Origin of the sequence: Pseudarthrobacter sp. NPDC092424, assembly GCF_044754925.1 — a bacterium.
Classification (GTDB): Bacteria; Actinomycetota; Actinomycetes; order Actinomycetales; family Micrococcaceae; genus Arthrobacter.
Genome location: NZ_JBIVQC010000005.1, coordinates 191,002 through 213,021 on the forward strand (window position 1 = coordinate 191,002; position 22,020 = coordinate 213,021).

Annotated in this window: 21 protein-coding genes, 2 tRNA genes and 1 riboswitch; of the genes, 13 read left to right on the plus strand and 10 right to left on the minus strand. The window is 66.8% G+C overall.

The annotated features are described in order from the left end of the window. Positions 1–13: 13 nt before the first annotated feature. Positions 14–967 carry a glutaminase gene (locus ACIQCN_RS10020; RefSeq protein ID WP_400610717.1) on the minus strand — a complete coding sequence of 318 codons (954 nt, stop codon included), beginning with the start codon at positions 965–967 and terminating at the stop codon, positions 14–16. Next, entirely contained in the window at positions 964–2,562 is a 1,599-nt protein-coding gene (locus tag ACIQCN_RS10025; protein ID WP_400610719.1) for a PucR family transcriptional regulator, read from the minus strand. The genes ACIQCN_RS10020 and ACIQCN_RS10025 overlap by 4 nt, the downstream gene beginning before the upstream one ends. A 228-nt stretch (positions 2,563–2,790) precedes the next feature. Between ACIQCN_RS10025 and ACIQCN_RS10030 the strand changes: the two genes are divergently transcribed. The 5 genes from ACIQCN_RS10030 (at position 2,791) to ACIQCN_RS10050 (ending at position 6,833) form a co-directional block, all read left to right on the plus strand. Next, on the plus strand, positions 2,791–3,528 hold the full coding sequence (locus tag ACIQCN_RS10030; protein ID WP_400610721.1) for a FadR/GntR family transcriptional regulator: 738 nt from the start codon (positions 2,791–2,793) through the stop codon (positions 3,526–3,528). A gap of 210 nt (positions 3,529–3,738) precedes the next feature. Beyond that, positions 3,739–4,497, plus strand: a complete 759-nt coding sequence (locus ACIQCN_RS10035) for a prolipoprotein diacylglyceryl transferase (RefSeq protein ID WP_400610723.1) — start codon at positions 3,739–3,741, stop codon at positions 4,495–4,497. After that, positions 4,494–4,838: a hypothetical protein gene (locus ACIQCN_RS10040; RefSeq protein ID WP_400610725.1), complete on the plus strand. Its 345-nt coding sequence runs from the start codon at positions 4,494–4,496 to the stop codon at positions 4,836–4,838. Before ACIQCN_RS10035 ends, ACIQCN_RS10040 begins: the two co-directional genes overlap by 4 nt. Before the next feature lies 1 nt (position 4,839). Continuing rightward, positions 4,840–6,438: a radical SAM protein gene (locus ACIQCN_RS10045; protein ID WP_400610727.1), complete on the plus strand. Its 1,599-nt coding sequence runs from the start codon at positions 4,840–4,842 to the stop codon at positions 6,436–6,438. 20 nt (positions 6,439–6,458) lie between these two features. Continuing rightward, positions 6,459–6,833 (plus strand): hypothetical protein, encoded by a 375-nt coding sequence (locus ACIQCN_RS10050; RefSeq protein ID WP_400606796.1) that lies wholly within the window; start codon positions 6,459–6,461, stop codon positions 6,831–6,833. Between the two features lie 83 nt (positions 6,834–6,916). Here ACIQCN_RS10050 and ACIQCN_RS10055 read toward each other — a convergent pair. Then, a tRNA-Ser gene (locus ACIQCN_RS10055) sits at positions 6,917–7,006 on the minus strand. A gap of 164 nt (positions 7,007–7,170) precedes the next feature. Between ACIQCN_RS10055 and ACIQCN_RS10060 the strand changes: the two genes are divergently transcribed. Genes ACIQCN_RS10060 through ACIQCN_RS10075 form a run of 4 tightly spaced genes read left to right on the plus strand, consistent with a single transcriptional unit; the run spans position 7,171 to position 11,818 of the window. Beyond that, the gene (locus tag ACIQCN_RS10060; protein ID WP_400610729.1) at positions 7,171–9,231 is read left to right on the plus strand and encodes a DUF222 domain-containing protein; all 2,061 of its coding nucleotides are present in this window, start codon (positions 7,171–7,173) and stop codon (positions 9,229–9,231) included. 50 nt (positions 9,232–9,281) lie between these two features. Then, entirely contained in the window at positions 9,282–10,292 is a 1,011-nt protein-coding gene (locus ACIQCN_RS10065) for a zinc-binding alcohol dehydrogenase (RefSeq protein ID WP_400610731.1), read from the plus strand. 8 nt (positions 10,293–10,300) lie between these two features. Next, entirely contained in the window at positions 10,301–10,696 is a 396-nt protein-coding gene (locus tag ACIQCN_RS10070) for a 6-pyruvoyl trahydropterin synthase family protein (protein ID WP_400610733.1), read from the plus strand. Positions 10,697–10,708: 12 nt separating this feature from the next. Next, positions 10,709–11,818: a glycosyltransferase family 4 protein gene (locus ACIQCN_RS10075; protein ID WP_400610735.1), complete on the plus strand. Its 1,110-nt coding sequence runs from the start codon at positions 10,709–10,711 to the stop codon at positions 11,816–11,818. Between the two features lie 39 nt (positions 11,819–11,857). Here ACIQCN_RS10075 and ACIQCN_RS10080 read toward each other — a convergent pair whose 3' ends face one another. Then, positions 11,858–12,358 carry a nucleoside deaminase gene (locus tag ACIQCN_RS10080; RefSeq protein WP_400606867.1) on the minus strand — a complete coding sequence of 167 codons (501 nt, stop codon included), beginning with the start codon at positions 12,356–12,358 and terminating at the stop codon, positions 11,858–11,860. 61 nt (positions 12,359–12,419) lie between these two features. On the opposite strand from ACIQCN_RS10080, the gene ACIQCN_RS10085 reads away from it, so the two are divergent. After that, positions 12,420–13,262 carry a phosphatase PAP2 family protein gene (locus ACIQCN_RS10085; protein ID WP_400610737.1) on the plus strand — a complete coding sequence of 281 codons (843 nt, stop codon included), beginning with the start codon at positions 12,420–12,422 and terminating at the stop codon, positions 13,260–13,262. Between the two features lie 12 nt (positions 13,263–13,274). After that, positions 13,275–13,910: a uracil phosphoribosyltransferase gene (upp, locus tag ACIQCN_RS10090; protein WP_377216696.1), complete on the plus strand. Its 636-nt coding sequence runs from the start codon at positions 13,275–13,277 to the stop codon at positions 13,908–13,910. Between the two features lie 58 nt (positions 13,911–13,968). Here the strand turns inward: upp and ACIQCN_RS10095 are convergent, their stop codons facing one another. The 3 genes from ACIQCN_RS10095 to ACIQCN_RS10105 all read right to left on the minus strand — a co-directional run bounded on the left by ACIQCN_RS10095 (position 13,969) and on the right by ACIQCN_RS10105 (position 17,313). Then, on the minus strand, positions 13,969–14,745 hold the full coding sequence (locus ACIQCN_RS10095; RefSeq protein ID WP_400606872.1) for a hypothetical protein: 777 nt from the start codon (positions 14,743–14,745) through the stop codon (positions 13,969–13,971). A 5-nt stretch (positions 14,746–14,750) separates the two neighbouring features. Continuing rightward, positions 14,751–14,931: riboswitch (cyclic di-AMP (ydaO/yuaA leader) on the minus strand. 108 nt (positions 14,932–15,039) lie between these two features. After that, the gene (locus tag ACIQCN_RS10100; RefSeq protein ID WP_400610739.1) at positions 15,040–16,572 is read right to left on the minus strand and encodes a sensor histidine kinase; all 1,533 of its coding nucleotides are present in this window, start codon (positions 16,570–16,572) and stop codon (positions 15,040–15,042) included. Then, complete coding sequence (locus ACIQCN_RS10105; protein WP_400606875.1) at positions 16,573–17,313, minus strand: response regulator transcription factor; 741 nt, start codon at positions 17,311–17,313, stop codon at positions 16,573–16,575. It abuts the gene before it with no gap. A gap of 615 nt (positions 17,314–17,928) precedes the next feature. On the opposite strand from ACIQCN_RS10105, the gene ACIQCN_RS10110 reads away from it, so the two are divergent. Continuing rightward, positions 17,929–18,798 carry a winged helix-turn-helix domain-containing protein gene (locus ACIQCN_RS10110; RefSeq protein WP_400606878.1) on the plus strand — a complete coding sequence of 290 codons (870 nt, stop codon included), beginning with the start codon at positions 17,929–17,931 and terminating at the stop codon, positions 18,796–18,798. 49 nt (positions 18,799–18,847) lie between these two features. Continuing rightward, positions 18,848–19,375, plus strand: coding sequence for a SixA phosphatase family protein (locus ACIQCN_RS10115; RefSeq protein ID WP_400606881.1), 528 nt, complete (start codon positions 18,848–18,850; stop codon positions 19,373–19,375). A 54-nt stretch (positions 19,376–19,429) separates the two neighbouring features. Here the strand turns inward: ACIQCN_RS10115 and ACIQCN_RS10120 are convergent, their stop codons facing one another. The 3 genes from ACIQCN_RS10120 to ACIQCN_RS10130 all read right to left on the minus strand — a co-directional run bounded on the left by ACIQCN_RS10120 (position 19,430) and on the right by ACIQCN_RS10130 (position 22,017). After that, positions 19,430–20,104 carry a hypothetical protein gene (locus ACIQCN_RS10120; RefSeq protein WP_400606884.1) on the minus strand — a complete coding sequence of 225 codons (675 nt, stop codon included), beginning with the start codon at positions 20,102–20,104 and terminating at the stop codon, positions 19,430–19,432. 69 nt (positions 20,105–20,173) lie between these two features. Next, complete coding sequence (locus ACIQCN_RS10125) at positions 20,174–21,640, minus strand: dihydrolipoyl dehydrogenase family protein (RefSeq protein WP_400610740.1); 1,467 nt, start codon at positions 21,638–21,640, stop codon at positions 20,174–20,176. A 303-nt stretch (positions 21,641–21,943) separates the two neighbouring features. Further along, positions 21,944–22,017, minus strand: a tRNA-Arg gene (locus ACIQCN_RS10130). Positions 22,018–22,020: the final 3 nt, after the last annotated feature.

Below are 22,020 nucleotides of genomic sequence, written 5' to 3' on the forward strand. Positions count from 1 at the left end.
TCCCGGTGGGGGGCTAGAAGACGGACCAGCCTGTCTGTTCGGAGAGGTCGGCCAGGGCCGCCGTGCCCGCGAGTGAATTTCCCTTGGCGTCAAGCCGGGGGCTCCAGACGCAAATAGTGCAGATGCCGGGAACCACCACCAGGATTCCGCCGCCCACTCCGCTCTTGCCGGGCAGGCCCACGCGGTAGGCGAACTCGCCGGCCGCGTCGTACATACCGCAGGTGAGCATGATGGAGCCGATCCTCTTGGCCTGGCTTCGGGACAGCACGGTCCCCCGCCTGCCCTGGCCGTCCCGGGCGAGGAACAGGGCTGCCTTGGCAAGTCCGGTGCAGGTCATCATGATTGAGCACTGCCGCACGTAGTTTTCCACCACGGCTTCCGCCGGCGCCACGAGGTTGCCGAAGTCCTTGAGGAAATGGGCCAGCGCGAGGTTGCGGCTGCTGCGGGCAAGCTCGCCCGCAGCAGCGGCCTCGTCAATGTACGGTGTGCCGCCCACACTCCCGGGCCCTGTGCCTCCCGCCTGTTCGGTGAGGAACCGCACGAGCTGCGCGGCGGCGTCGGACGTTTCTTGCATCAGGTGGTCCGTCACCACCAGGGCGCCCGCATTGATAAACGGATTCCGGGGGATGCCGAGCTCCGCCTCCAGTTGCACGAGCGAGTTGAAGGACGTGCCCGATGGCTCGCGAAGGACCCGGGACCACAGCGTTTCGGTATTGCTGCTTTGGAGGGCAAGGGCCAAGGTGAACACCTTGGAGATGCTTTGGATGGAGAAGGGCACGCCTGCGTCACCGGAACTGAATACGTCGCCGGACGTGGTGGCCACGGCGATTCCGAACCTGTCGTAGGGGACGGTGGACAGGAACGGGATGTTCGCGGGGGTGCGGCCACCCTCCTGGCGCGGCCTGTGCCTGCGCACTATATCCGCAAGCAGCGGGGCCAGTGGCGGGGCATCGAGTGCAGTGGTCATGAGGGGCTTTCGTTCTTGGGGTGCTTAGCTGCCCATTCCTGCAGGTGCAGCAGGGTCACCAGGGCGTCACGCGGGTTGCCGAAGGCCAGGCCGGTGGAGCGGGCCGCCTTGCTGACGCGGTAGTAAACGGTGTTTTTATGGAGGACCAGGCGTCGCGCTGCTTCCGCCACGTCCAGGCACGCGTCAAAGTAGGCCTGCAGGGTCAGCGCGAGTTCGCGGTCAGTCGCCAGCAGCGCCGCTAGTTTGCGGTGCCGGAACGGCGAGGAGGTGAAGTTCTCCACGGCCTCGCGGAAGAGGACTTCTCCTTCGAAGCCGTCCAGCGTGGCTACCCGGGTGTCGTCGGCGGTAGCCGCACAGGCCAGCAGCGCCTCGGCTGTGAGCGTAACCGAATGGAGGGCGGCCAGCTCCGGGACCAGGGGGCTGATTGCGGCAAAGGGGTGGATGCCCAGGTGCTTTCCCGCGTCGCGGATGATCGCTTCGGCCAGCGAGCGCAGCCCGGCCTCGGCTCCGGCGGTTTGCAGGCCCGGAACGACCACGGCCGGCTGGCCCTTGTACTGGCCGACCACCGCCGAGGTTTTGTACGCGGCGGCGTGGATGGAAGCGAGGTTGGCGAGCTCGCCCTGTTTGAGTGCGGCGTCATCGGCCTGTGATTCGGTTGCCGGCAGGCCGAGAAGGATGAGGGCAGCGGGACGGTCTTCCGGAATTTTTTCGCTGCGTGCGCTTGCGGCGGCCTCGTCCGGACCCGAGAGAAGCCGTGCAATGCGGTCCTCCTGCATATGCACCGACTGCTGGTTGCGGTAGCGGATGAGCTCGGCCGAGGCCCTGGCAGCCGCGCCGCTGAGGACGTAGTCGATGTCCGGCCCGAACCCCTCGCCGGTTTCCTGCAGCCAGATGTACCCCATGATGCGCTTGCCGGCGAACAGCGCCACCGCGACACGTTCGCGGAGTCCGTCCTGCGGCCTTGCCGGGACCCGCACCGGGAGCCGGGTGCGGTGGAGTTCGCGGTAGGCGCCAAGGTCCTTGAGCAGCAGTTCATACTTGCGCGGACCCCGCCGGGCCAGGATGGAGGCCTTGCGGAGCTCGTCGATGTCATTCGAGACGGTGGAATAGGCAAGGAGCTTGTTGGCTGCGTCCTCGATGACCACATGGCTGGAGGTAAGCCGGGCGGTCGTCTGCGCAATGGCGAACAGGTCCTCTTCGAGGAGGGTCAGGACTTCGCTCTGGTAGCTGCGGGGCTGGGTCCGGTCCTTGGCGATCGACAGCAGCCGGTCCCAGTCCGCGCCGGGATCCACCAGGAGCAGGCCGGTCCCGGCAACGCGGAGCAGTTCCTCGGCGTCCGCCAGGTCCTCGCGGGTTCCCTTCACCGCCACCACCGGCGGCGGGGTGGCCAGGAGCCGCCGCAGGGCGGGCAGGGCGGCGCGGCCGCGTACTCCGATGAGCAGGACGAAGGCCGAGGCCGAGTCCGCCGGCCCGTCATCGGCGTCGAGGATCATGAACCGCTCGATCGCAGACTCCGGCACTGCCGGCCGCAGGATCAGGCTGGCGAAACCTACAGGGAGGTCCGAGAGGATATCGTCCACCGTCAGCGCGGCCATGGGCTCCCTTTAGAGTCGATCCACCGGACGCCTCTGTCCGGTCACCACATGGTATCGAGCGCACCGGGCCCTAAACATGGAACCTGGCCCAACCGGTACGGACTTTCTTTGGTCCCCGTTCCGAACCGCCGGCTCCCAGACGATGCCAAACAACGGAAGTCCCGTGTTACGTTTCCGTAAACTGGGAGGAAGAACGGTCCCGCGGGAAACGCGGTCTAAGGAGATGACGTGGCAACAGCGCCGGCAGCGGTTTCGCCTGCAGGGTTTGGTGCGCGAATCCGTTCCGAGGCGCTCCAATCGCGGATCATGGACCTCATCCTGGAACGCGGCCTGGATGTCGGTGATGCGCTGCCCACGGAGAATGAGCTCTCCTCCGAGCTGGGCGTAGGCCGCAACACCGTCCGCGAGTCCCTCAAGGTCCTTCAGGCACTCGGAGTGATCGAGATCCGCCACGGCTTCGGCATGTTCGTTGCCCCCAACAACCTCAGCGCGCTTGCGTCCGGACTGGCGTTCCGCGGCCGCCTCTCCCTGCGCCACAACGGCGAAGAAGTCATGGAGCTCATCGACGTCCGGCAGGCCCTCGAATCCGGCCTGATCGGCCCAGCTATCGAACTTCTCACCGAAGAACACCTGGCCGGCCTTAAAGAGGTCATGGAAGCCATGCGGGAAGCCGCGTTGGAGGGCAGGCCATTGACCGGGCACGACGCCGAATTCCACCGTTGCCTCTACGCTCCCCTTGGAAATCAGGTGCTGAACAGCCTCATGGACGTCCTCTGGCAGGTGCACCGGCAGATTCACCAGGCGCTGGGTTCCGGCCGCGGCAACCCCGAGGAGCAGGCGCAGGCTTACCGGGACATCTACGAAGCGGTGGCCAACCGGGACAAGGCGCTCGCCTCCGAGCGGCTGCAGCGGCACTTCGACGGCATCCGCCGCGAGCTCCGGGACGTTGCCCGCCAGGGCGTTTAGCTATCAAGGGTTCATGGCCAGGGGTGCTTCATGTGGCCGAACGGCATGGCCGGCGGCGGGTGGGCGCAGCCTCTCTTGCCACTGCAGTATGCCCCGCTCCCGCACGTTCCTAATGGGGTCCCGAGCCTGGCATCGTTTGGACAAACGGGAGGGTGACGCGGCTGTCCGAGGTGACCCGGGAACGGGAATCTCCACTGCTACACTCTGCTCATGACCGGGCTTCCCTTCGCGGGAGACGGGCTGGTGCACGCCGGCTTGTTGGGGCTGGGAATCCTCGCAGCCCTCCTGTTCTATGCCTATGAGAAGCGGCGCAGGGGCCTAACCGATCCCCGGCTGTGGCCGATCGCGGGTTTCGCCATCGCCTTTGGGGCTCTCGGATCGAGACTGCTGACGTGGGACTTTTCCCGGCAGATATCCCTCGCTGACTGGTGGGGCAACGGCGACCGAAGCATCCTCGCGGGCCTGGTGGGCGCCTGGCTCGGTGTCCACGTGGGTAAACGGCTGACAGGTTACCGTGAATCGACCGGTGACCTGCTGGCCCCAGCGGTTGCCCTGGCCCTGATCATCGGGCGCATCGGGTGTCTCCTTACCGAACTGCCCGGCACCCCCACCGGGGGAACATGGGGGATTATGCTGACGCCGTCCCAGGCGGCAATGCTGGGTGGAGTCCCCGGCGTAGGGCTCCACCCCTCCTTTGCCTATGAAATCGTGTTCCATATGGCCGCGTTCGCGCTCATGTGGCGGTATCGGGACCGCCTTCACCGGGCCGGCGACCTGTTCGTCTCCTATGTCACCGCCTACGCCTTGTTCCGCTTCGGCGTCGAGTTCGTCCGCGGCAACGAAATCATTTGGCTGGGGATGAGCCGTCCCCAGTGGTTCCTCATCGTGATCCTCCCCCTGCTGCTCTGGCGGATGCTGCGGGTATTGGGGAAACCTCTCCGCCCGAAATTGGAGGAAAGACCAGCATGAGCGAGGACAATTCCGACGTTCCGCAGGACCCGCCGCCGCATCGGAAGGAGCCCCAGCCCATTCGCGGCTTGATGGCGCTCGGGATCCTGGTGGGGGCAGTTGCCCTCTACGCCCTCTATTTCGGGACAACTGCGGGTATTGCTCCGGACCAGGGCTATAGAACCTTCCTCGCCGGGCCCGCGGTGTTCATACCCATTGCGGTCTATCTGGCCGTCGCGGGCATTCTGACGGTCCGGCCGCGCACTTCGCAGTTGGGCGCGGGACTGTTGATTGGCCTTGGTGTCTTCACTTTGCTCGGCGGCGGCGTCTGCGTCATGGCACTGTCGCAGATGAGGGCTTGAGATGAGCGGGCTCTCTTCCCGGCAGGCGCTGCCGGGTCCCGGACAGCCGCTGCGCGGTGACCGCATCCACCGGTACGTCACGGCGTTCTGTCCCCAGTGCCACGAAGCGAATCTCCCGCTTGAAGAGGTTCGGCGGCTCTCCGGTGCGCTGCTGATCCGCGATGACCGGGTCTGGCTTGAACGCGGCTGTCCGGATCACGGGCTTGTCAGGACGTTATACGACGAGTCCCCGGAAATTCTGCGCTATCTGGAGAGGTGGCAGGCGCCCACGAAGCAACACATCCCGGACCAGGACGGCAACTATCGTCCGGTCCCCGCGGCCTATGCCTACGGGCTGCCCGCCATGCAGACGCAGCATACGTGCATACTCCTGCAGGACATCATTGAGCACTGCAATCTGCGCTGTCCAACGTGCTTCACCGCCTCGGGACCTCAGCTGCAGGGAGTCGCGCCGCTCAGCGAAGTCCTCACCAATATCGACACCCGGCTTGCCCGCGAAAACGGGCGGCTGGACGTGCTGATGCTCTCCGGCGGCGAACCGACGCTGTATCCCTATCTGTCCGAACTTCTGGACGAGCTCGTTGCCCGGCCGATCGTCCGGATTATGGTGAACAGCAACGGCATGCTGATAGCCACCGACGACGAACTGCTGGCACTGCTGGCCAGTCACCGGGACCGTGTCGAGGTCTACCTCCAATACGACGGCCCGTCCAGGGAAGCATCCATCCACCACCGGGGCGGGGACCTGACCCGGTTCAAAGACCTGGCCATCGAGCGGCTGTCCGAGGCAGGTATCTTCACCACCCTAACGATGACGGCGGCCCTCGGCGTCAACGACGGCGAGGTGGGCGCCGTCGTTATGAGGGCTTTGGAAACCCCGTTCGTGGGTGGTGTCGCGCTGCAGCCGGTGTTCGGTTCCGGGCGCGGCCACGGCATCGACCCGATGGACAGGCTTACTCATACGGGCGTGCTGGAACGGCTCGAAGAGCAAACCGGTGGGGTGGTCTCATGGCACGACCTGACAGCCCTTCCGTGCTCACATCCGCATTGTGCATCCGTGGGCTACATGCTGAAGGACGACGCAGGGGTTTGGCGCTCACTGACAGCGCTCATCGGGCACGACCAATTGCTCGCCTGGTTGGAACTCAACCCCGACACCATCGCCAACCGCATCGCCGACAGCGCCATTCCACTCGAGCTGCGCAACCTCATGAAGACGTCACTGCTGGACCTGCTCAGTGAGCAGTCCTCGCTGTCCCACCCGCGGACATTGGATCTTTGGAAGAACGTCTGCACCCAGTGCGACCTCGGCATCGGTACCCTGACCACCCTGGCTGCCGGCAAGCTTCCAGGGCAGCAGCAGCGCCTGCGCCGGCTCCTCGGCGAACGGATCACCCGGATAATGGTCAAGCCCTTCATGGACATCTCGACCATGATCGAGGAACGGCTCACGCAGTGCTGCGTGCACGTGGGCACAAAGAGCGACGCCGGCGATCACCAGTGTGCCCCGTTCTGCGCTGTCCAGGCCTGGCCCGCCCTGGCCAGGCAGCGGATGAGCACAGCCACGGGCACCCGGCTCCTCCCGGTCCGGCAGGTCTGAGCAGCGGATAAGGAGGGATGATGAGTTCCGCTTCCGACGCCCGGCGGATAGCCGCCGGGCCGACACCGTCGCACCTGGTGCGCTACAAGCATGCAGCCCGGCATGGGCACCTGCCTGATCCCGACGCCGATCCGCAGTCACCGCCGCCCTTCGATCCGCTGCGGCTTTGCATCTTCGCGACCATTGCACTGCTGGGCTGGGCCGCCGGCCCGGTGGCACTGGCTGTGTTCGCCGCCATCGGATTCGCAGGTTATTGGAAGGCCCGACGGCGGGGCCTGACGAAGTCCAAGTGCTACCTCCGTGACACCAGGCTTGTTCTGGCTTACCTGGGCATCCTTTTTGCCGCGGGATCATGGGGCATATATGCGCTAACCGCACGATGGCTCGGATTCTGAGCCGGCAGCCGCGAGGGACGTCTTGCGGCAAAGCGAAGGCCCCCGCTCTCCTTGATGCACAAGGGGCGCGGGGGCCTATCTATTGGCGGTGACGGTGGGATTTGAACCCACGTTGGCTTTTACACCAAACAACATTTCGAGTGTTGCACCTTCGGCCGCTCGGACACGTCACCAACCTGAATAGGGTACCGGAGCATGGCGCCCATCCCCAAAACGGGGCTTGTTCAAGAGGTCCGGGACGCTGACCCATGCTTTAGGACGATCCGCGCACAATGCCAGTGCTGCCGGGGCGGATGCTGCGGCTCAAATTGTCGGACCCGGGTTGGATGATGTGGGTATGGGTTTTGGTGGGGGTATCGGGGTGGCGGTGGAGGCTGTTGGGGGCTCCGCCGCGCGGTTGGATGCGCTGGTGCGGCAGGCTGCTGCCGGCCAGGGTTCCGCCAGTGCTGCCGGCCCGGGTTTTGCCAGTGGCGCTGTTCCGGGGACCATGGCTGCCCGCCCGAATTCCGGCGCCGTCGCCGGCAAGGTTTCGCGGCCTTCGGGCAATGCGGGTGCGGCGGAGACTGCCGGTGTCCCTGGTGGTGGGGTGCGGGATTGGTGGGCTGATCCGATGCGGGTCGAGGCCGATGCCCTCCTGGAGGTGATGGCCGAAGCGGCCCGGTGTGAGGCGAAGGCCGCGGCGTTGAAGGCCCGGGCTGCTGCCCGGTTCGTCGAGCTCGAAACGGTCCTCGCTCCGCCGGCGGTGAAGGCCGCGGGGATGCTGGAGGTGTCGATCCGGGCCGAGGTCGGCTGTCTCCTGCGGATCAGTGACGGCGCCGCGGCCTTGTTCCTGTCCCAGGCCCGGGCCCTGTGCACGGACCTGCCCGTAACGTTGGGTGCGTTGCAGGCGGGGGCGATCTCCTGGCGCCACGCGGTCATCGCGTGTGATGAAACCACCGGCCTCACCACCGCCGGGACCACAGCCCTGGAAACACACTTCCTCACCCCACAACCGTCCCTTCCCGACCCCGATGCGCCGGACCCGGCCGGCCCTGGTGTGGCTGATCCTGATGCGGCTGGCGCTGGTGGTCTGGCTGGCGGGGTGTGGGGGTGTGTGGCGGGGGATCTGACGCCGGGGAGGTTCCGGTCCCGGGTGCGGGCCTGGCGCGAACGGCACCACCCCGAGAGCCTGGAGAAGCGGCATGTGCGGGGTGTCGCGGACCGCAGGATCGAGTGTTCGGCGGACCGGGACGGGATGTCCTGGTTCAGCGCGTACCTTCCCGCGCACCAGGCCGAGGCGATCTGGAACCGCACCACCGCGATCGCCCGCGCCCTCCAGGGCCCCACCGAGTCACGGACCCTCACCCAGCTCCGCGCCGACATCTTCGCCACCGCCCTCCTCACCAACAACACAGCCCCCAACCACGCCACAGCCCGCGGCAACGGTTCAGGGCGCGACCCCGACACCCACACCCACACCCACACCCACACCCACACCCACACCCACACCGAGAATGCCGCCGCCCGTGGCGCCGCCGATACCGCCGCTGATGCCGGTGCTGACTCCGCCGGGCCGGCCGAGGAGGGGCGGACCGGTAACGGTGCCCTTGCGCGGGTTCCGGTCCCCAAAGCGCAGGTCCTGGTCACCGTTCCGGTGTTCGCGCTGCTGGGGCTCACGGACGAACCGGCAGAGCTGGACGGGTACGGCCCCGTCCCGGCCTCCATCGCCCGCCAGATCCTGGCCGACGGGGCCGGCTCGTTCTACCGGGTCCTTGTTGACCCCCGCGACGGGGCACCGCTGGAGATCGGCCGGACCAGCTACCGCATCCCGCAGGCCATGCGGAACTGGCTCCGGCTCCGCGACACGAAATGCCCGTTCCCGGGCTGCACCAACCACTCCCTGGACAACGAAGCCGACCACCTCACCGCCTGGCGCCACGGCGGCACCACCGGCGTCAGCAACCTCGCCCAGCCCTGCCCCAAACACCACCGGCTCAAACACGCCAGCACCTGGACCCCCACCCCGGCCACCAAAACCACACCACCAGGCTGGACCTCACCGACCGGACGCCACTACAACACCGAACCCCACCCCTGGCACCCACCCCAACTGCCCGCCACCACGCTCAACATCGACCGCGTGCCCGAGCACCCGCACGGCTGCATGCTGCCCGAACACCTCCCGAACCCTACGGACCCGGAGCACTCCTGCCCGAACACCGAATACCCGCCGGATGAGGCACCGCATGACCCAACCGGCTTCCGCTACATCGATGCCCGCGACCTCCACCCGGCGCACCCCGCCTGGGACACCTACCCCTGCCCCGACACCCTCCCCGAAGACCCCCTGGGCGACGCCTGGGAGGCATTCCTCGAAACGATCCACACCACCGGACTGCTGCAGACCCAAGGCGGATGAAGTGGCGGGCTTTTGCGGTACGCACCATGGCGGATAGATTCATCAGCAAGATGACTGATTCGAATCCCACCATCGACGCTACCGCCTACTGGACCACCGCCAAGGAGCAGGGCGAGCTTCGTTCCGAGAAAATCCAGGCGCCGGGCCGGGGTGAAGCCCTCGTCCGTGCCCTGTACTCGGGCATCAGCAAGGGCACGGAAATGGTGGTTCACCACGCCGCCGTTCCGCCGCGGGTCGCCAGCGAAATGCGCGCACCGCACCAGGAGGGCGAGTTCCCAGGCCCGGTGAAGTTCGGCTATCTGTCCGTTGGCATCGTGGAGGCGGGCCCCGAGGAGTGGAAGGGGCAGCGCGTTTTCTGCCTCAACCCGCACCAGGACCGGTATGTCGTCCCCGTGGACTCGCTGACCAGGATCCCGGACAACGTGCCCTCGCGCCGGGCGGTCCTCACCGGAACAGTGGAAACGGCCATCAACGCACTCTGGGAAGCGGGACCGCGGCTGGGGGACAGGGTTGCAGTGGTCGGCGCTGGCCTGGTGGGCGGGATGGTGGCAAAACTCCTGCGGTCCTTCCCGCTGGAACGCCTGCAGCTCGTGGACCTCGACCCCGCCAAACAGGGGCTGGCGAACGCCCTGGGAGTGGATTTCGTCCACCCCGATGAAGCCGCGGCTGACTGCGACATTGTCTTCCACTGTTCAGCCTCCCAGCAGGGCCTGGAGCGCAGCCTGCAGCTGGCCGGTGACGAGGGCGACATTATCGAAATGTCCTGGTACGCCAACCGGGACGTGACCGTGCCGCTCGGAGAGGACTTCCACGCCCGGCGCCTCTCCATCAGGGCGAGCCAGGTGGGCGTGGTTGCCCGCGCACGCCGGCATCGCCGCACCAACGCGGACCGCCTCGATTTGGCCGCTTCCCTTCTGGCCGACCCTGTTTTTGACGCGTTCCTTACCGGCTCGTCCTCGTTCGCCGAGCTCCCCGCAGTGGTCAAGGAACTTGCGAGCGGCAGGCGCGACGCGCTTTGCCACGTGATCGAATATCCCACCGACTCCAGCAACAGAACCTGAGGTAATCCATGTTCAGCCTGACCGTCCGACGCCACTTCATGATCGCGCACAGCCTCCCGCGGGAGGTATTTGGCCCTGCCCAGGGGCTGCATGGGGCAACCTTCGTCGCGGAGGTGACCTTCCGCCGCCGGGCGTTGAACGCGGACGCGATCGTCCTGGATATCGGCGCTGCCGGCACCATTATCGAGGAGGTCCTCGCGGACCTGAACTACCGGAACCTGGACGATCACCCGGATTTCGCGGGCAAACTCAGCACCACCGAGGCCCTCGCCGAGTACGTCGCCCGGCGCGTGGCCCGGGAGGTTGAAAAGTCCGACGACGGCGCGCAGCTCGCTGGGATCGACGTCACCCTCCGCGAAAATCCGGATGCCTGGGCGACCTTTTCGCTGGATCTCGCCGACTGACCCGGCACCAGTGTGAACCCGCCCTCCATCCGGCTGCTGGTCCCGGGCAACATCCGGCACCATTCCGGCGGGAACGTCTATAACTCCCGGCTGGTTGAGAGTCTTCGCATGCTCGCCGCCGAGGTTGAGGTAGTTCCCGTCGAAGGGTCCTGGCCGGCCGCCTCTCCCCGCGAACGACGCCGGTTCGCGGGCCTTTTGGAACCGAAACAGGAGTACGGTCCCGGCGGAGCCGTGGTCATGGTGGATGGGCTGGTGGCGGTGGGCGCGCCGGACGAACTGGAGTTCGCCGCCAAAGCAGGGCGGCCGCCCTGGGTCCTGGTCCACATGACGGTTCCCGACACCGGGGAAACGGCGGCGAAAACCACCGGCAACCCCACCCTGGCCAGCGAGGCGCGCGCCTTGAAAGCGGCAGCAGGGGTAGTCTCCACCAGCAATACCGCGGCACGGACCCTCCAGGCGAGGCACGGCCTCAACATCCATGTGGCCTTGCCCGGAACGGATGCGGCGCCGCCGGCGCCGGGATCGGCCCCTCCCCACATCGTGATCGTGGCGGCGCTTCTCCCGAACAAGGACCAGTTGCTCGTGGTGGAGGCGCTGGCCAAGCTCCAGAACCTGAACTGGACCGCAGCGCTGGTCGGCTCTGATCAGGCGGATCCCGGATATGCCGCGCAGGTGAGGGAAGCATTGGTGCGCTTTGGTTTGACGGACCGATTGCGGCTCACCGGAGAACTTTCCGGTGCTGCACTCGAGGGGGAGTGGGCGCTGTCCAACCTAAGTCTCCTGGTCTCGCGGGAGGAGGCCTTTGGCATGTCAGTCACAGAGTCCCTGGCCCGCGGCATTCCGGTGGTAGTGCGGGACGGGACCGGTGCGGTGGAAGCCCTCGGCCAACGAATTTCCGGGTCCGGCGGCTCCGAACACCCCGCTCACATCCTGCCCGGTGCCGCGGTTCCCCTGACACCCGGCGGGCAGGAAAGCCCGGCGGAACTGGCTGCCGTCGTCCGCCGCTGGCTGGAGGATCCGCAGCTGCGGGCCACGTGGCGCACGGCCGCGCTTGATGCCCGTTCCAGGCTGCCGGACTGGCAGCACACCGCGCGCACGGTCCTGGAGGCGCTGCGCGGCTAAAGACCAGGCGCGCGGAAAACGCGCGCCAGGCCTGCAGCCCTATATCCGGTGGGTCGCGAAAAACTCCCGCAACAGGGCGGCGCATTCGGCCTCACGGACGCCCGGGTAGACCTCCACCCAATGGTTGAGGCGGCGCTCGCGCAGAACGTCGAACACTGAGCCTGCCGCCCCGGCCTTCTCGTCCCACGCGCCGAAGACCACCCGGGGGATCCGCGACAACACAACCGCTCCCGCGCACATGGCGCACGGTTCAAGGGTGACCACCAGAGTGCAGTCGGCCAGCCGCCATCCGTCGTCCGCGCCGCCGCCGAGCCTTGCCCGTTCACGGAGCCGGGCCGCCGCCTCGCGGATCGCCACCACCTCGGCATGGGCGGTCGGGTCTCCGAGCTCCTCCCGCTGGTTGCGACCGGAACCCAGCAGGCCGCCGTCGGGCCCTATGACCACGGCGCCGATCGGCACATCCGCCGTGGCAAGGGCACGACGGGCCTCCGCGAGGGCGAGGCCCATCCATTCGTGGTGTGATTTTCCTGCGGAGACCATGGCTCAATGATAGTTTCGAAGGATACCCAGAGCCCGTGACGACCATCCGCCGGGAGGCACAGTGAGTACTGTCAAAGACCGCATGGACAAATGGATCAAGCCGTACGCCGCCCTCTGGCTGACATTGATCGTAGGCGGCAGCCTTGTGGTGGCACTCGCGCTCCTCGGCGCGGAGGTCTACTCGAATGTGGTGGATGACGAAGGGCTCACCAACCTCGACATTCCGGCGCTGGAGTACTCGCAGACCCTCCGGAACCCGGAGCTGGACGCCTTCGTCACGGGCTTCACCAATATTGGCGGCGGGGTGGGGATGCCCATCCTGGCCAGCATCCTCACTGCCTGGTTAACCTTCCTGAGCAGGACATGGCGGCCGATTATCCTGGTGGGCGGTGCCGCGGCCGTCTCCATCTACGCCACCACCGTCGGCAAGCGCCTGGTAGGCCGGACGCGGCCCGACCACTCGGAAGCCGTCCCCCCGTTCGAGCACTCGCCGTCCTTCCCGAGCGGCCACACGTTAAACACGACGGTGGTCATCGGTGTGCTGCTGTACGTCCTGTGCCTGCAGTTCCATCAGCTCTGGGTGCGCGTTATGGCCATCACCGCGGGAGTGATTTTCATCATCGCCATGGGCCTGAGCCGGGTCTTCCTTGGCCACCACTGGCTCACGGACGTCACTGCCGGCTGGCTGCTGGGCGGTGCCTGGGTGGGCCTGGTGATCCTGGCCCACAGGCTCTTCCATCTGACAAGGCGCAAGGAACACGTGGGTCCCGCACCCACGTTCGACCACCCCGTGGTGCGGGACGTCGTGGCGGAGAAAATCCACGACCACATGCCCGAGCACCAGGGGGAGCGCGGAGCGGATGCGGGCCGGGGCCGCGGCCCGGGGGACCATCGTGCCGGGTGATAGTTTGGACCCATGCGCACTCTCGTTGTTGACCACCCCTTGGTCGCCCACAAGCTCACCGTCCTGAGGGACAAAAACACCCCCTCGCCGGTCTTCCGGCAGTTGACGGAGGAGCTGGTCACGCTGCTGGCGTACGAGGCCACCCGCGAGGTCCGCACCGAAGAAGTCACTATCGAGACCCCTGTCAGCACCACCGTGGGTACGGCTTTCACCAAGCCCACGCCGCTGGTGGTTCCGATCCTCCGCGCCGGCCTGGGGATGCTTGAGGGCATGACCAAACTGGTCCCCACGGCGGAGGTTGGCTTCCTGGGCATGGCCCGCGACGAGGAAACCTTGGACATCATCACCTACGCCGAGCGCCTGCCTGAGGACCTGACGGACCGCCAGATCTTCGTGCTGGACCCGATGCTTGCCACCGGCGGAACCCTCCGCGAGGCCATCAAGTTCCTGTTCAAGCGGGGCGCCTCTGACGTCACCTGCATCTGCCTGCTGGCCGCCCCGGAAGGCCTGGCCAAGCTCGAAGAGGAACTCTCCGGCGCTAACGTGACCATCGTGCTGGCCTCCATCGACGAGAAACTCAACGAAAAGTCCTACATCGTTCCGGGCCTGGGCGACGCCGGCGACCGCCTGTACGGCATCGCAGGTTAGCCGGCAGGACGGGTAACAGACCCCGCCCTGCCGGTCCCGGCCGGCGGGCCGGTCCTGCCTAGTACCAGTTGTTGGCGTAGTGGAAGTTCAGCGCGCCGCACGGTGACTGGTAGCGCTCCTTGATGTAGTCCAGGCCCCAGTTGATCTGCGTGCGGTAGTTGGTGAGGTAATCGGCTCCCGCGCTTGCCATCTTCTCGGCAGGCAGGGACTGCACGATGCCGTATGCGCCACTGCTGGAGTTGGTGGCCGTGGTCTTCCAGTCGGATTCCTTGGTCCACAGCGTCTTCAGGCACTGCATCTGGTCCGGCGCCCAGCCGTACGCCGCCAGCTGGCTGGCGGCGTAGGCCTGCGCGCCAGCGGGGTCGTTCACGGCGGCCGGCTTCGCAGCCTTGGCCTTCGCGGCAGCAGCCTTTTCGGCCGCGGCTTTGTCTGCGGCAGCCTTCGCAGCTGCAGCCTTCTCGGCGGCCGTCTTCGCGGCAGCAGCCTTCGTGGCGGCAGCCTTCTCAGCAGCGGCCGTCTTGGCGGCGGCTGCCTTGGCGGCGGCGGCTTCTGCCGCGGCGGACTGGAGCTCGCTCTTTTCGAGGGCCAGCTGCGCCTGCTGCTCAGCGGGGGAGAGCTGCGTGGCCGCGGGTTCCGTGGATGCAGCGCGGGTCATCGACTCCGTGGCCTGGCCCGCAGCGCCAACGCCCACCAGCAGCGCGCAGGATGCCGCCAGCACGGCAGCCCGGCGCCCCAATGCGGGGAAGGTGCCACGGCGGGAGCGCTTGGCCGCGCGGGCGGCTGCGCGGGTGGGAACGCCAGAATTTGGGCGCGGTTCTACCTGGAATTCAGACATGATGGATCGCCTCTCACACCTGCGGAGTTAGCTGTCGGGTTCGGATGAGGGCATCCGGCCGCACGGAACATTCACGTGCTGGCTTAACCCCAAGGGCCTGATAGCGTGCCCGGGACGGTGGGTCCCCCGCCTCTGCCATCGGTCTATCGGAGTCCGGGAAGCGGCAGAGCTCGGCGTCATCCGGACATGCGCCACGAACGGAAGCGCACCATTCGACGGTACAGGAGTTTCAGGCCGAAGTCACATTTTGGTAACAGAGATCACGACGGCGGCGCGTCGCCATTGCCTGCCGCCTCACCCGGACGTAATGGGCAGTCTGACTATGAAGCTCGTCCGGCCGGGCCGTGACTCGACGCTGACGGTGCCGCCGTGCGCTTCCACAATGGACTGTACGATCGACAGCCCCAGGCCGCTGGTCCCTTCGGCCGCCGCAGGGCCGCTTCGGTCGGAGGCGCCCTTCCGCGCCGCGTCTGCGCGGGCAAACCGGGCAAAGACCTTGTCCACGAACTCCGGGGGAATCCCGCCGCCGTCGTCCGTTACCGCAACCTCCGCGGCGCCGCCGGGAACCACCCTGACCCTCGTCTCCACGGTGGTGCCGGCAGGCGTGTGCTTGCGCGCGTTGGATAACAGGTTCATCAGCACCTGGCGAAGCTGTGCAGCATCGCCGGCAACGACCACGGGCTCCTCGGGCAGTTCCAGCCGCCAGTTGTGCCCCGGCGCCATGACCTTCTCGTCGCTGACACCTTCAATCACCAGCTGGGTCAGGTCCACGTCCGCCAGCTTCAGCGGCTGCCCCTCGTCCAGCCGGGCGAGCAGCAGCAGGTCCTCCACCAGCGCCGTCATGCGCTCGGACTGGCTTTGCACGCGGGCCAGTGACCGTTCGCCCTCAGGCGTGAAGTGCTCGGTCATGCGGAGCAGTTCGGTGTAGCCCCGGATCGCAGTCAGGGGAGTGCGCAGCTCGTGCGATGCGTCAGCTACGAACTGCCGCACCTTGGTTTCGCTGCGCTGCCGGGCCTGCAGCGCGTTGGCCACGTGGTCCAGCATGAGGTTCAGCGCGTGTCCCACGCTGCCTACTTCTGTTCCCGGATTGGCGTTCGACGGCGGCACCCGCACTGCCAGCGCGACCTCGCCCGCGTCCAGCGGGAGGCGGGAAACCCTGGTGGCCACCCCGGAAAGCTGCTCCAGCGGTTTCATCGTGCGGCGGATCAGCACCGTTCCGGCGAATCCCACGAGCAGCAGCCCGCCGAGCGACACGAAGAGGAAGGTCCATACGAGGGAGGCCAGCGTGCTTTCCTTGGCAGCGAGCGGCAGCCCGGTCACCAGGACGTCGTCAAACGATGTCTGCACGGCGACCAGCCGGTAGTTGCCGGTGGACAGCTTCCTGTCCACCGGTGCGGAGCCGGCCGCCAGCGCCTGGAGCGTCTCCTTGTCTTTCGCCGAAAGCGCTGACCGTGTGGTGTCCGGGGCCAGAAATCCTGCACTGCTGACCTGGCCGTCAACGATGCGCGCGTTCAGCGTCCCGACGCTCTGCCCCCGGGCATCCAGCGGGTCGCGCCCGTTGAAGCCACCCATGGGTGGCCGTCCCGGATCGTTGGACCGCTCCGCGGCCTGGGTCAGCTGGTCGTCAAGCTGGCGGGTCAGGAAGGTGTCCATGGAGGCGTAGCTGACTACCCCGACCGCGCCGCAGATCGTGATGAGCAGGGCCATGGCCAAAGCGGTGAGCCGGGTCCGGAGGTGCCAGGTGGCCGGCTTCAGCCAGTTCCGCGGCGCTCCGCTGGAGCCGGCAGGCCGTGAGGTGGCCGGCGGAGTTGGACCGGAGAATGCCATCTAGTCCGCCGGCTTGATGACGTAACCTGCACCCCGGACGGTGTGGATCATGGGCGGGTGCGCGGCATCGATCTTCTTGCGCAGGTACGAAATGTACAGCTCCACGATGTTGGCCTGGCCGCCGAAGTCGTAATTCCATACGCGGTCCAGGATCTGGGCTTTGCTGACCACGCGTCTCGGGTTCTCCATGAGGTACCGGAGCAGCTCGAACTGGGTTGCGGTGAGCTGGACGTCATCTCCGGCCCGGGTTACTTCGCGGGTATCGATGTTGAGGACCAGGTCTCCCACCACCAGCTCGGCCGTGTCCATGGCGGCCACTCCGGAGCGCTGCACCAGGCGGTGCAGGCGGAGCAGGACCTCCTCCATGCTGAACGGCTTGGTGACGTAGTCGTCGCCTCCGGCCGCGAGCCCAAGGATCCGGTCCTGGACGGCGTCCTTGGCGGTGAGGAACAGGGCCGGCACCTCAGGCGCGAAGGTACGGATCCTGCCCAGGAGCTCAACGCCGTCGAACCCTGGGAGCATGACGTCCAGCACCAGGACGTCGGGCCGGAACTCCTTGGCCAGTTTCACCGCCTGCGGACCGTCGGCAGCAACCGCCACGGACCAGCCGGCCATGCGCAGTCCCATGCTCATCAGCTCGGAAAGGCTGGGCTCGTCATCGACCACCAGGGCGCGGATCGGAGAGCCGTCCGGGTGGGAGAGTTGCGGAAGGTTGTTGGTCATGGAGTGCGAAGTGGCCATGGAGCAACTCTCCGATCTCTCGTTGTAGCCGGGCTTAGGGCAGCCTGTGCACCCGCTGTGAAGTTCAGCCTAACGACCTGAACGCCGTGTCCGGAGGTCGTCCGCACACTGTCGGCCTGGTGTCCGAATGCCGGTCCGGGTGGACAGCGAACCCGTGCAGGCAGGGCGATTTCACGCCCGTGCGGGAAAATGCATTAAAGACATCGTTTGTGGCAACCATCCGAATAAAGCGCTGGTATTGCGCGGGTTACGGACTGGTATTGGCATTTTGGTTGCTGTTACCGCCGAGTAACTGAATCGTGATTTGCGGCACATTAGTCCATTTCGTCTCATAATGCGGACGGTTTGGTCCATTGTTACTTGCAAGTTCGCATTGTTACGCGTCACACTTCCAATGTGAACAAGAACTCAACAGCACCTGCAGCCGCAGATTACTGGCACAGCGCACCTGCTGCCGCCGGGATGCGCTGTTGCCGAATGCACGCCTGACCTTCCCACCCTTTGAAGTTCTTAGGCATTCGCCCCACTAGCCCAGCGTCGGGCGCCCCTCCCCAGCATTGCGGGGACCTAGCATTCGAGCCGCGATGACGGCCATTCACATTGAGGTAAGCATTCATGTCAGTTGCATCCGGATACGTCCATATCTCCGTCCGTAACGCCGCCAAGGCTGCCCAGTCCACCGGATTCCGCCCCGGTCCCGGTTTCGGGCAGCGGACGCCTGCCGCTCCCGTCGGCGCCGGAAGCAGCTTCCCGGCCACGGGCTACGTACCCCAGGGCTACAACCCCAACTCATACGGCCAGCTCCGCGCAGTCCCGCAGGCAGAATCCGCGCCCATGACCGCCCCCACTCCCGTAGTGGCCGGGCCCAACGCAGTGCGCCCAGTGGCCAACGACAACGTAGCCCGCGGCTTCGTCCTGTACATGGGCATCGATGAGGAAACCGCTGCAGCAGCCGGTACCTCCATTGCCAAGCTCGCCCAGGAAATCCGTGCCTACGCCCAGTCGCTGGTGGCCGGTGCCGAAAGCTACGCAGCAGTTGCCATAGCCCCCGCCGGCACCCCGGGTTCCGCGCTCGACGTCGTACGCTCAACGTTTGGTGACCCCACCGTCAACGCCCGGCAGCGCACCGAAACCCCGCGCCCGGCGCAGCAGGAGCCCCGCCCCTCCGGTGTCCTGATCGACCTGGCTCGCCGCGAGGTACACCTGGACGGCGAATCCCTGAACCTGACGTTCAAGGAATTCGAGCTGCTGAACTACCTCGTGGAGAACGGAACGCGCACCGTGGGCCGCGACGAACTGCTCGAGGGCCTGTGGCGCAATGCCGAGGAAGTGCCCAATGAGCGCACTATCGACGTCCATATCCGCCGCCTCCGCTCCAAGCTGGGCCGTCTGGCCAACACCGTGCGTACCGTACGCGGCCAGGGCTACCGGTTCTACGAGCACCCCGAGGTTGTTGTCTGGGCCGCTCCGGAATACTCCATCTAGCTGGGCTCTCCCGGCATTGGGCCCCGCGGCTTGGGACTAGGCTTGGGCCATGAGTGGGCACCATCTTCGACGGCTTGTGTTGATGCGGCACGCCAAGGCCGACTGGCCTGGCGGCGTGGCGGACCACGAGCGTCCCCTCGAGGAGCGGGGACACCGTGAAGCGCCGCTGGCCGGGCGGTGGCTGCTCAAGCACAACATCGTGCCGGACTTCATCCTGTGTTCCAGCGCGTTGCGCACCCGGCAGACCTGCACTTGGGTGTGCTCGGAGCTCGGCGACAAGGCGCCGACGCCCAAGCTGGAGGACGGGCTGTACGAAGCGTCGGCCCTCGGGATTCTCGCCGTGGTGAACCATGTGCCGGACACCGTGACCACGCTGATGCTGATCACTCATCTGCCCGGCGTCCAGGACCTCGCCATGCACCTGGCTTCCCGCGATTCGGACCACGACGCCTATATGGACGCCGCCACCCGCTACCCCACCAATGCGCTGACCGTCCTGGAGACGGAGAAGCCGTGGGCCGAACTGGACGGCCAGGACGCCCGCATTACCCGGTTCAAGGTTCCGCGCGCGCACTGAAAGGCGCTGGTTCCGGTGCCCGTCCACCTGTCTGACGCCGCCGGGACGGGCGCGTCAGCGGCGCGGCGCCGGCTTTCGGGCAGGCTGCCTGGGCGGGGCTTGCTTTGCCGTCCCTCTAGCCGCGGCGCCTGGCTTTGCCGCGCCTTTTGCAGCGGACCCCTGCCGTTGCGCGGACGACGGCGCCTGCCGCAGCGGGGCGCGGCCGCCCGCCGTCGTGCGTGGTTGCGCAGGCTGCGGCCTTGCAGTCCGCGGCTGGGTGGCGCGCTGCACCGCAGGCCGTGTTGCGCCCCTTGCCGCCGCCCGCCGGACCGGCGGTTTCCGCGCTGCCCTCCCTGCCGGTGCGCGGCCGGGCCAGACAGCGCCGATGAACAGGACGGCGAAGGCGGCGACGAGCGAGCCGGCGGACAGGACGAAGTACGTGTCCGGATCGTCGGTGGGCAGCGGCGTGCCGATGAGGGACGACTGGCCGTCGAAGGAGAGCTCCCAGGTGCCCAGGAAGGCCAAGGCCCCGGCCACTGCGAGGCTGGTGCACAGGCCCCCGAGCACCAGCATTACGTGGCGGCGACGAAGGATGAGTTCCAGGATGCAGGCCAGGTAGGCGAGCCCGAGGACGCCGGCGAAAGCCACGAACACCGGCAGCGCCAGCGTCATCCCGGTGAGAACCAGGAGTCCGGCCGCGACAATGCCGGTGATGACCGCAAATTTTCCGCTGTTCCCCATCTGGCGCATGTGATCAATCATCCCCTGAAAACCCTGGGGAACCGGGCTCCTCCCCTACGTGCCCGCCGGCGGATTCTCCTACAGCCCGTATTTTTCCAGGAGCCGGAGCCACACTTCGCTGAGGGTGGGGTAGGACGGGACGGCATGCCGGAGCCGGTCCAGCGGAACTTCGCCCACCACGGCGATCGTGGCAGCATGCAGGAGTTCTGCCACATCCGGACCGGCGAAGGTCGCGCCCAGGAGGACTTTTCTGTCCTCGTCGATCACCAGCTGCGCCCAGCCCTGATAGTTTTCGGCGTGCAGGGACGAACCGGCCACCTCGATGGGAAGCTCCACCGTGGAAGCGTTGTAGCCACCGTCCCGTGCCTGCTTCAGGTTTCTGCCCACAGCCGCGATTTCCGGATCCGTGAACACGATGCCGGGGACGGCGTGGTCATTGGCAGTTTGGGCGTAGCGGCTCCAGGCCCGGGGTGTGCCGTCCAGTTCGCCCTTCGCCCTGGCGGCAATGGCGTCGCCGGTGGCGCGGGCCTCGTATTTCCCCTGGTGGGTGAAGAGATGTTTACCCGCGGCGTCGCCTACCGCATAGAGCCAGGATCCTTCGCCGGGGGCGCCCCCGACCAGGCCTGTCGTGTCGGTGGAGAGCGTCAGGTTCCCCTGTTCGTCGGCTTCGAAGCCGAGGCTTTCAAGGCCCAGGCCCTGGAGCGCGGGCTGCCGGCCGGTGGACACCAGCACTTTGTCGGCCACGACTGTGGTGCGGCCTCCGGAGCCGTCATCGACCAGGAGGCACAGCGCGCCGTCGTCGTCCGTCGTGATGCTGTGGGTTGCCGTGTCGGTGCGAATATCCACTCCGTCGGCGCGCAACCCGGCGGCAACTAACTGTGCGGCTTCCTCGGGGAAGTTGCCCAGGAGCCGGCCGCGCGCCACGAGGGTGACGGCGGAACCCAGCCGCGCGAAGGCCTGCGCAAGTTCAGTCCCCGCCACGCCGCCACCCAGGACTGCCAGGCGCTCAGGGATCTCCTTGGCGGACGTCGCCTCGCGCGTGCCCCAGACTTCAACCTCATCCAGTCCCTCGATAGGGGGAGTGGTGGGCATGGACCCCGTGGCCAGGACCACTGCGCAGCGGGCGGCCAGCAGGTGCGAGGTGCCGTCAGTACCGGCCACCTCTACTGTCCTGGGCCCCGTCAGCCGGGCGTGGCCACGGATCAACTCGATCCCCGCCTCCTCGACCCACTGCACCTGGCTGACGTCCTCCCAGTTGGAAGTAAACCTGTCCCGGTTCTCGAGTACCGCGGCCGCGTGAAGTGTTCCGGTCACTGCTTCCTTGGCTCCGGGCATCGTCTGCGCGCCATGCAGTGCGGTGCCGGGCCGCAGCAGGGCTTTGGACGGCATGCATGCCCAGTACGAGCACTCACCGCCGACCAGTTCTGCCTCCACCAGCGCCGCAGTGAGGCCACCCTGGACAACCCGCTCTGCAACGTTTTCCCCCACGGCTCCTGCGCCGATCACGACTACGTCATATTCACGGTTCTGGGGATCAGGCGTCATGGGGACAGCGTACGCCCGGTCGGGGAGCCGGGCTGTGGCGCGGGGCTTCCTGTGAGGGCTGCGCAGTGGGCCTGGTGGGCCCGGGTATTCGACGCGCGAGGTGGTTTCCGACGCGCCTGGCGTTTTCGACGCGCATAGCTGGTTTCGACGCGACTGAGTGATTTCGACGCGACTGCGCGCCGGCGCTCTTCATATCTGGGGTGCGTCAATGAGGCTGCGCAGCGGGAACGGAGTTCAGCGTCGAAAACGTCCGGCCGGGCAACAAAAAACACCCCGGTCCGAAGACCGGGGTGTTTCATTTTGTGCGCCCAAAGGGATTCGAACCCCTGACCTTCTGTTCCGTAGACAGACGCTCTATCCAGCTGAGCTATGGGCGCATC

What these genes read in the sequence shown, in the direction of transcription:
- ACIQCN_RS10020 (WP_400610717.1), bottom strand. Translation starts at nt 967, where the DNA reads ATGACCACTGCACTCGATGCCCCGCCACTGGCCCCGCTGCTTGCGGAT.
- ACIQCN_RS10025 (WP_400610719.1), bottom strand. Translation starts at nt 2,562, where the DNA reads ATGGCCGCGCTGACGGTGGACGATATCCTCTCGGACCTCCCTGTAGGT.
- ACIQCN_RS10035 (WP_400610723.1), top strand. Translation starts at nt 3,739, where the DNA reads ATGACCGGGCTTCCCTTCGCGGGAGACGGGCTGGTGCACGCCGGCTTG.
- ACIQCN_RS10040 (WP_400610725.1), top strand. Translation starts at nt 4,494, where the DNA reads ATGAGCGAGGACAATTCCGACGTTCCGCAGGACCCGCCGCCGCATCGG.
- ACIQCN_RS10045 (WP_400610727.1), top strand. Translation starts at nt 4,840, where the DNA reads ATGAGCGGGCTCTCTTCCCGGCAGGCGCTGCCGGGTCCCGGACAGCCG.
- ACIQCN_RS10050 (WP_400606796.1), top strand. Translation starts at nt 6,459, where the DNA reads ATGAGTTCCGCTTCCGACGCCCGGCGGATAGCCGCCGGGCCGACACCG.
- ACIQCN_RS10060 (WP_400610729.1), top strand. Translation starts at nt 7,171, where the DNA reads ATGGGTTTTGGTGGGGGTATCGGGGTGGCGGTGGAGGCTGTTGGGGGC.
- ACIQCN_RS10065 (WP_400610731.1), top strand. Translation starts at nt 9,282, where the DNA reads ATGACTGATTCGAATCCCACCATCGACGCTACCGCCTACTGGACCACC.
- ACIQCN_RS10070 (WP_400610733.1), top strand. Translation starts at nt 10,301, where the DNA reads ATGTTCAGCCTGACCGTCCGACGCCACTTCATGATCGCGCACAGCCTC.
- ACIQCN_RS10080 (WP_400606867.1), bottom strand. Translation starts at nt 12,358, where the DNA reads ATGGTCTCCGCAGGAAAATCACACCACGAATGGATGGGCCTCGCCCTC.
- upp (WP_377216696.1), top strand. Translation starts at nt 13,275, where the DNA reads ATGCGCACTCTCGTTGTTGACCACCCCTTGGTCGCCCACAAGCTCACC.
- ACIQCN_RS10095 (WP_400606872.1), bottom strand. Translation starts at nt 14,745, where the DNA reads ATGTCTGAATTCCAGGTAGAACCGCGCCCAAATTCTGGCGTTCCCACC.
- ACIQCN_RS10100 (WP_400610739.1), bottom strand. Translation starts at nt 16,572, where the DNA reads ATGGCATTCTCCGGTCCAACTCCGCCGGCCACCTCACGGCCTGCCGGC.
- ACIQCN_RS10105 (WP_400606875.1), bottom strand. Translation starts at nt 17,313, where the DNA reads ATGGCCACTTCGCACTCCATGACCAACAACCTTCCGCAACTCTCCCAC.
- ACIQCN_RS10110 (WP_400606878.1), top strand. Translation starts at nt 17,929, where the DNA reads ATGTCAGTTGCATCCGGATACGTCCATATCTCCGTCCGTAACGCCGCC.
- ACIQCN_RS10115 (WP_400606881.1), top strand. Translation starts at nt 18,848, where the DNA reads ATGAGTGGGCACCATCTTCGACGGCTTGTGTTGATGCGGCACGCCAAG.
- ACIQCN_RS10120 (WP_400606884.1), bottom strand. Translation starts at nt 20,104, where the DNA reads ATGCGCCAGATGGGGAACAGCGGAAAATTTGCGGTCATCACCGGCATT.
- ACIQCN_RS10125 (WP_400610740.1), bottom strand. Translation starts at nt 21,640, where the DNA reads ATGACGCCTGATCCCCAGAACCGTGAATATGACGTAGTCGTGATCGGC.